General features: G+C 70.6%; 7 protein-coding genes, 1 pseudogene and 1 riboswitch. Of the genes and pseudogenes, 5 read left to right on the top strand and 3 right to left on the bottom strand.

The features are described from left to right. Nucleotides 1-187, bottom strand: a pseudogene (locus tag B9S58_RS14515) (hypothetical protein); the annotation flags it as partial. Between the two features lie 424 nt (nucleotides 188-611). On the opposite strand from B9S58_RS14515, the gene B9S58_RS14510 reads away from it, so the two are divergent. Both B9S58_RS14510 and B9S58_RS14505 read left to right on the top strand, forming a co-directional pair. After that, a complete protein-coding gene (locus tag B9S58_RS14510; RefSeq protein WP_103532522.1) occupies nucleotides 612-3014 on the top strand; it encodes an immune inhibitor A domain-containing protein in 2403 nt (800 codons plus the stop codon). Nucleotides 3015-3138: 124 nt separating this feature from the next. Beyond that, complete coding sequence (locus B9S58_RS14505) at nucleotides 3139-3543, top strand: hypothetical protein (RefSeq protein ID WP_103532521.1); 405 nt, start codon at nucleotides 3139-3141, stop codon at nucleotides 3541-3543. Nucleotides 3544-3565: 22 nt separating this feature from the next. Here the strand turns inward: B9S58_RS14505 and B9S58_RS14500 are convergent, their stop codons facing one another. Both B9S58_RS14500 and B9S58_RS14495 read right to left on the bottom strand, forming a co-directional pair. Next, complete coding sequence (locus tag B9S58_RS14500; RefSeq protein WP_103532520.1) at nucleotides 3566-4156, bottom strand: isochorismatase family protein; 591 nt, start codon at nucleotides 4154-4156, stop codon at nucleotides 3566-3568. Between the two features lie 238 nt (nucleotides 4157-4394). Continuing rightward, the gene (locus B9S58_RS14495; RefSeq protein ID WP_103532519.1) at nucleotides 4395-5723 is read right to left on the bottom strand and encodes a nicotinate phosphoribosyltransferase; all 1329 of its coding nucleotides are present in this window, start codon (nucleotides 5721-5723) and stop codon (nucleotides 4395-4397) included. Nucleotides 5724-5802: 79 nt separating this feature from the next. On the opposite strand from B9S58_RS14495, the gene clpS reads away from it, so the two are divergent. The 3 genes from clpS (at nucleotide 5803) to B9S58_RS14480 (ending at nucleotide 7434) form a co-directional block, all read left to right on the top strand. Beyond that, entirely contained in the window at nucleotides 5803-6120 is a 318-nt protein-coding gene (clpS, locus tag B9S58_RS14490) for an ATP-dependent Clp protease adapter ClpS (protein WP_103532518.1), read from the top strand. Between the two features lie 64 nt (nucleotides 6121-6184). Continuing rightward, nucleotides 6185-6796, top strand: a complete 612-nt coding sequence (locus B9S58_RS14485) for a DUF2017 domain-containing protein (protein ID WP_103532517.1) — start codon at nucleotides 6185-6187, stop codon at nucleotides 6794-6796. Between the two features lie 215 nt (nucleotides 6797-7011). Further along, a complete protein-coding gene (locus B9S58_RS14480; protein WP_103532516.1) occupies nucleotides 7012-7434 on the top strand; it encodes a Mov34/MPN/PAD-1 family protein in 423 nt (140 codons plus the stop codon). Nucleotides 7435-7511: 77 nt separating this feature from the next. After that, a riboswitch (cobalamin riboswitch) is annotated at nucleotides 7512-7630 on the top strand. Nucleotides 7631-7681 lie beyond the last annotated feature (51 nt).

Genomic DNA, 7681 nt, shown 5'->3' with positions numbered 1-7681 from the left:
CCTCCGCCGCGCGGTGGCGGGGGCCGGGCAGCCGTACGGCGACCAGCAGGCCGAGGGCCAGCGCGGCCGTGCCGACGGCGGCCACGCCGATGCCGGACTCCGTGCGGAACAGCAGCAGCAGGGCGAGCGTCGCTGCGACGACGGTGGCCGAACCGTAGGCGAACTGTGCGGCAGTCGGACGCGGCATGGCGGTTTCCGTCCTCGGGACGTCGGGTGGGCGGGGCGGTCGGCACGGTTGATGGCGCCGAACGACCCTACGACGGTGGATGCCCGACCCGGACCGGCAGTAAGCGTGACCTAACCCACGGTACCGGTGCACAGGGGGCGCACGGAGTCACGTCTCTCATCAACCGGACAGGTGGGCGCGCCTGTTGAAGCGCGCAGGCGGCCTGGTCCGGGTCGCCTGCGTTCTTTTACCGTTCCTATGCGCTCCACATACCGTCCGCATACCGGAAGAACGCTCCGCATAGTGCACTTGGTCTGTTCAAGTCAAGGTCTGTCTTTTCTCTCATAACTCCGATCGAATGTCGTCACTTGTGACGCGTTCACGCGCACGGCCCACTACTCACCCCCCTGGCCGCTGCGCGGACGCCCGGGGAGGACTGCATCAAGTGACCAATCAGAGACAGGCACTTCGGACCGCCGCTGTTGTCGTGGCCATGGCTGCGACCGCCGCGACGGCGTCGACCTTCGCCACGGCTCAGGCGCATGACAACACATCAGGTTCCGGTGTCTCCACCGTCGACCGCCGTGACCCGGCGCCGGCCAAGGGGCATGTGGAGCACAACCTGGAGGGCCCCTTCAGCGAGCGGCAGGCCGCCCAGCGCGAGGCCGCGCTGGAGGAGGTGCTGTCCGGGGACAAGAAGGTGGCGAACCGGGGCGGCTCCAAGGTCGTCAAGCTCGACAACAAGAAGTACGTGGAGCTCGGCCGGGAGAAGACCGACAAGATCTTCACCATCCTGCTGGAGTTCGGCGACCAGGTCGACGACACCACGATGTTCGACCCGGACGGCGACGGCCCCAAGCCGCCGGTCAAGAAGTACGGCGGCGCCCCCGGTCCGGCGCACAACGAGATCGCCGAGCCGGACCCGGAGAAGGACAACAGCACCGCCTGGCAGGACGACTACAACCGGAAGCACTTCCAGGAGCTCTACTTCGGCGAGGGCAAGGGCGTCAACTCGCTCAAGACCTACTACGAGAAGACCTCCTCGGGCCGCTACTCGGTCGAGGGTGAGGTCTCCGACTGGGTGAAGGTCCCCTACAACGAGGCCCGTTACGGCTCCAACTACTGCGGCCAGTCCAACTGCGCCAACGTGTGGGACGCGGTGCGCGACGGCGTGAACGCCTGGGTCGCCGACCAGCAGGCCAAGGGCCGCACCGACGCCGAGATCAAGGCGAACCTGGCCGAGTACGACCAGTGGGACCGCTACGACTTCGACGGCGACGGCAACTTCAACGAGCCCGACGGCTACATCGACCACTTCCAGCTGGTGCACGCCGGCGAGGACGAGTCGGCCGGCGGCGGCGCCGAGGGCACCAACGCCATCTGGGCGCACCGCTGGTACGCGTACGGCACCGACGCCGGTGCGACCGGCCCCTCGGACAACAAGGCCGGTGGCGCCCAGATCGGCGACACGGGCATCTGGGTCGGCGACTACACCGTCCAGCCCGAGAACGGCGGACTGGGCGTCTTCGCCCACGAGTACGCCCACGACCTCGGTCTGCCGGACCTGTACGACACCTCCGGCGGCGGCGAGAACTCCGTCGGCTTCTGGTCCCTGATGTCGGCGGGCTCCTGGCTCGGCACCGGCGAGGGTGAGATCGGCAACCTGCCGGGCGACATGACCTCGTGGGACAAGCTCCAGCTGGGCTGGCTCGACTACGACACGGCCAAGGCGGGCAAGACCTCGCTGCACAAGCTGGGTGTCTCGGCGTACAACACCAAGAACCCGCAGGCGCTCGTCGTCGAGCTGCCGGAGAAGGCCGTCACCACCACCGTCGTCAAGCCCGCCGAGGGTGCGAAGCAGTGGTGGAGCGACATGGGCGACGACCTGTCGAACACCCTGACCCGCTCGGTGGACCTGACCGGCAAGTCCAAGGCCACGCTGGACCTTTCGGGCTGGTACGACATCGAGGCCGACTACGACTACCTCTACACCGAGGTGTCCGACAACGGCGGCAGCAGCTGGACCGCGCTCGACGGCACCGCCGACGGCAAGGCCCTCCCGCGCGACGCCAGTGACAAGCCCGCCCTGACCGACGTCTCGGGCGACCACAAGGAGCTCTCCTTCTCCCTGGACGCCTACGCGGGCAAGAAGATCGACCTCCGCTTCCGCTACCAGACGGACGGCGGCGTGAGTGGCAAGGGCTTCACGGCCGACGAGATCACCATCACGGCCGACGGCGCCACGCTCTTCTCGGACAACGCCGAGGGCGACGACAACGGCTGGACCGCGAAGGGCTTCTCGCGGGTCGGCGAGTCCTTCACCCAGGACTACCCGCAGTACTACATCGCGGAGAACCGCCAGTACGTGTCGTACGACAAGACCCTGAAGGTCGGCCCGTACAACTTCGGCTTCTCCGGCACCCGTCCGGACTGGGTCGAGCACTACGCGTACCAGACGGGTCTGCTGATCTGGCTCTGGGACACCTCCCAGAAGGACAACAACACCTCCGTCCACCCGGGCCAGGGTCTGATCCTGCCGATCGACGCGCACGCCAAGCCGCTCAAGTGGAAGGACGGCTCGCTCCTGCGCAACAAGATCCAGCCGTTCGACGCGCCGTTCAGCTGGTACCCGAACAAGGGCTTCACGCTGCACAACGCGGACGTTCCGCTCCGGATCAAGCCCGCGCTGGGCAAGCCGGTCTTCGACGACCGCAGGGGCACCTACTGGTACAAGGAGAACCCCACGGGCAGTGTCAAGGTTTCTGACACGAACACCCGCATCTCCATCCTGCACGAGCCCCGCAACGGCTCGACGATGAGGGTACTGGTCAGCCCCTCGGGCCGCTGATCAAGTAAAACCGCAGGTAAAACCATGATCGGCCGCCGCCCCCTAGCGGGCGGCGGCCGATCGTGTTTAGGTGCGTCTTGTCCACATCCTTATTGACACGACGTCTCACGGGGGAGCGCGGAGCATGGCAGGCGGAGGTTTCTGCAGGTTGCCGAACGGCACGGTGGTGGTCGCCCTGACCCTGACCAGACCGGCCGACGGAACAGGTCCCCGCGGCGGCACGGGAGCCGGGCCCGGAGCCCCGGTACGGGTTCTGGTGCACGCGGCGAACCGGGCGCGCGCCCTGACCAGGCTGCGCAACCTGGGGCTGCGCGCGGTCTACCTGCGCGGCAACGACCGGCCGCCCACGCCGGACGAGATCACGGCGGTGCTGCACCATCCGGACGGTCTGCTGTGGCGGGCCGCCCCGCAGGCGGAACCGGCCGGCCTGTCGGGCCTCGCACCCCAGTCGTGCCAGGAGCTGTGGCACCCGATCAGGGCCCTGCTGGGCTCCGCCGGGTACGCCGGCCCGGCCCGCCCGGCCGCTTAGGGGGTGTCCGGATCCGGTGGGGTCACGGCGCGACGACCGGCGTTCCGGAGAGCTTCACGCCCGCCGTACGCAGCTCCGCCAGGGCCCGTTCCGTGGTCGCCCCGGACACCCCCGCGGTCAGGTCGAGCAGTACGTGCGTGACGAAGCCCTCACGGGCCGCGTCCAGCGCGGTGGCCCGTACACAGTGGTCGGTGGCGATGCCGACCACGTCGACCTCGGTGACCTCGCGGTCGCGCAGCCACCGGGCGAGGCCGGTGCCGTTCTCGTCGGAGCCCTCGAACCCGCTGTAAGCGGCGGAGTACGCCCCCTTGTCGAACACCGAGTCGATCGCGCCGGAGGCGACGGCGGGCGCGAAGTTCGGGTGGAAGCCGACGCCCTCCGTACCGGCGACGCAGTGCACCGGCCAGGAGTGCTCGAAGTCCGGGTTGGGCGAGAAGTGGTCGCCCGGGTCGATGTGGTGGTCGCGGGTGGCCACGACATGGCGGTAGCCGGGCTGGGCGTCGCCGATCAGGTCGGTGATGGCGGCGGCGACATCGGCACCGCCCGCCACCGCGAGGCTGCCGCCCTCGCAGAAGTCGTTCTGGACGTCCACGACGATCAATGCGCGGTGCATGGCGGGTGTCCTTCGGTGGGGGCGGGAGCGGATGGAGCGGGATTGGAGCGGGAGCGCGGAGCGCGGAGCGGGGTGGGGGCCGGAGCGGAAGGGGGATGCCGGGGGTGCCCGGGTGTGTCCGCGGGTTCGAGCCTAGGCACTGGACCGCCACAATCAAGCCCGTCCGCCGAAACCCCCGGTTGCGGACCCGGCCGGTCCGGATCCCGGGGCGGCCGCCGCCGGGCCGCCCCGGCCGCTCTCAGGCGTACTCGGTCGGGATCACCGGCTCGCCCCGCGACAGCTGGAACGCCGACATCGGCAGCCCCGCGCGCGCGGCCACGTGCCGCTCCCGGGCGGCCTCCAGCGGCTCGCGGGCGACCACCTCGCCGCCCCGCACCAGCTCCACCAGCAGCGGCCGGCCTGCCGGCTCCGCGGGCGCGGGGCCGGTGCCGATCACCTCGGCCTCGGCGACCCCGTGCTCGTCGGTCCGGCGGGCGGCCCACTTGCGACCGCCCTTCGACGACTTCGCGCCGAGCGACTTCTTGGCCACCGGTACCAGCGGAGCGTCCGGCTCCGCCGTGCCGGCGCGGGCCACCAGCTTGTAGACCATCGAGCAGGAGGGGTGCCCGCTCCCGGTGACCAGCTGGGTGCCGACCCCGTACGCGTCCACCGGCGCGGCGGCCAGCGAGGCGATGGCGTACTCGTCCAGGTCCGAGGTCACCACGATCTTCGTGCCCGTCGCCCCCAGCTCGTCCAGCTGCTGCCGCACCCGGTGCGCGACCAGGAGCAGGTCCCCGGAGTCGATCCGTACGGCGCCGAGCTCGGGACCCGCGATGTCGACGGCCGCCCGGACCGCCTCGGTCACGTCGTACGTGTCGACCAGCAGTGTCGTGCCCCGGCCCAGCGAGTCCACCTGCGCCCGGAACGCGTCGCGCTCGCAGTCGTGCAGCAGGGTGAAGGAGTGCGCGCTGGTGCCGACGGTGGGGATCGCCCAGCGGAAGCCGGCCGCCAGGTCGGAGGTGGCGTCGAAGCCGCCGACGTACGCGGCGCGGGCCGAGGCGACCGCGGAGAGCTCGTGGGTGCGGCGCGCGCCCATCTCGATCAGCCTGCGGCCCCCGGCGGCGGCCGACATCCGCGAGGCGGCGGCGGCGATGGCGGAGTCGTGGTTGAGGATGGAGAGGATCACCGTCTCCAGCAGCACGCACTCGGCGAAGGACCCCTCCACCCGCAGGATCGGGGAGCCCGGGAAGTAGACCTCGCCCTCCGGATAGCCCCAGATGTCACCGCTGAAGCGGTAGTCGGCCAGCCATTCGAGGGTCGGCTCGTCCACGATGTCCTGCTGGCGCAGGAAGCCGATCATCTCGTCGTCGAAGTGGAAGTTCTCCACCGCGTCCAGCACCCGCCCGGTGCCCGCGACGACTCCGTAGCGCCGCCCCTCGGGCAGCCGGCGGGTGAACGCCTCGAAGACCGAGCGCCGGTCGGCGGTGCCGGCCTTGAGGGCCGCCTGCACCATGGTCAGCTCGTACTGGTCGGTGAAGAGCGCCGTCGACGGAACGCCGACCCGTCGCCCGAGGTCCGCTGAGTTCATGGCCGAGATGCTACCCCCTATTCGTCAAAGTGACGAGATGTGGGGTCCGTTTGTGCGCCGGGCCCGCCCGGGTGGCAGCATGGGACGGGTGAGCGTTGCTACCCCCGTAGAGATCGAACGTCCCGATTCGGCCGAGGAGACCTTCGCGGTCCCCGAGCCGGACGTCCCGTGGGTGACGCTCGTCCACAATGACCCGGTCAATCTCATGAGCTACGTGACCTATGTCTTCCAGGCCTACTTCGGCTACCCGAAGGACAAGGCCCACAAGCTCATGATGGACGTGCACCAGAAGGGCCGCGCCGTCGTCTCCAGCGGGAGCCGCGAGGAGATGGAGCGCGACGTCCAGGCCATGCACGGCTACGGGCTGTGGGCCACCCTCACCCAGGACCGCAACTAGAACCGCCCGGGCGGCTCCCCCGCCGTACCGCCCCCGCCCCGTTCGACCCACCATCGGAGAATCCATGGCCGGCCACTTCGAGGCCACCCCAGGCGGCGGCGCTGCCGTCGCGCTCGACGAGGTCGAGATCTCCATCCTGCGCTCCCTCGTCGTCCAGCTGCTCGAACTGATCGGCCCCGGCGACCAGCCCGCCGACGGCGAGGACCCGCTCGCCGCCCTCTTCGCCGAGGGCCCCAGCAAGCCGCCCTCCGACCCGGCGCTCGCCCGGCTCTTCCCCGACGCCTACGGCGGCCCCGACCGGCCCGCCGAGGGCGGAAAGCCGGAGGACGAGCTGCGCGAGCTGTCCGCCGAGTTCCGCCGCTTCACCGAGAACGACCTGCGCTCCGGCAAGCGCGAGGACGCCGTCACCGTCGTCCGTACCCTGGACGCGCTCGCGCCCGCCGGGGACGGCGGCGCCGTCCTCACCCTCACCGGCGACGAGTGCCGCAGCTGGCTCCGCTCCCTCAACGACCTGCGCCTGACCATCGGCACCCGGCTGGAGGTCTCCGACGAGGACGAGGGCGAGGAGGGCTCGCTCTACCGGCTCCCCGACGCCGATCCGCGCAAGCCCATGGTGATGGCCTACCTCTGGCTCGGCGCGCTCCAGGAAACGCTCGTCGAGACGCTGATGCCGTAACCGCACCGGGAGCGGGCCGTCTCCCCGCCTGCGCCGGATCGAGCGCCATCCGTTCGCTCAAGGGACGCTCGGATCCGCGGGCGGCTCCCCGCGTACCACCCACCGGCAGGGGGCCGCCTGCCGCAGACCGACCGGCAATGGGGGGTGCGGCGTCGCGGGGCCGGGCACGCACATCTGCCGCCCTCCCCGTCACCGGTCGGTCTTATCCTGGCGCCATGCTGACCATCACCCAGACGCTCTACGACCAGATCGTCGCCCACTCCCGCGCCGACCACCCAGACGAGGCGTGCGGAGTGGTCGCGGGCCCGGCCGGGACGGACCGCCCCGAGCGCTTCATCCCGATGCTCAACGCCGCCCGCTCGCCCACGTTCTACGAGTTCGACTCCGCCGACCTCCTCAAGCTCTACCGCGAGATGGACGACCGCGACGAGGAGCCCGTGATCGTCTACCACTCGCACACGGCGACCGAGGCCTACCCCTCCCGCACCGACATCACCTACGCCAACGAACCCGGCGCCCACTACGTCCTCGTCTCCACCGCCGACACCGACGGCGCGGGCCCCTTCCAGTTCCGCTCGTACCACATCGTGGACGGCGTGATCACCGAGGAAGACGTGCAGGTCGTCCAGGCGTACTGAGCAGCAGCGTCCGGCCGCCCCGCAGGACCCCCGCACGGGTCTGGCACACTGCCCCCAGAACCGATCAAGGCAGCGGGAACCAGGAAGCCGGTGCGAATCCGGCACGGTCCCGCCACTGTGACCGGGCCCCCTCCCACGCGGACGACTCCTCGACGGACGAACCCGCACCGGAGGGCGGCCCGGAAGCCAGGAACTGGCCCGCTGCCTTCCCGCATCGACCAGGGGACGCGGAAATCCCCCGGAGAGG

The sequence above is a fragment of the Streptomyces sp. SM11 genome, from assembly GCF_002910905.1.
Taxonomy (GTDB): domain Bacteria; phylum Actinomycetota; class Actinomycetes; order Streptomycetales; family Streptomycetaceae; genus Streptomyces.
Note: the sequence above shows the minus strand (reverse complement) of the source record. Positions and strands in the feature narration are given on the sequence as shown.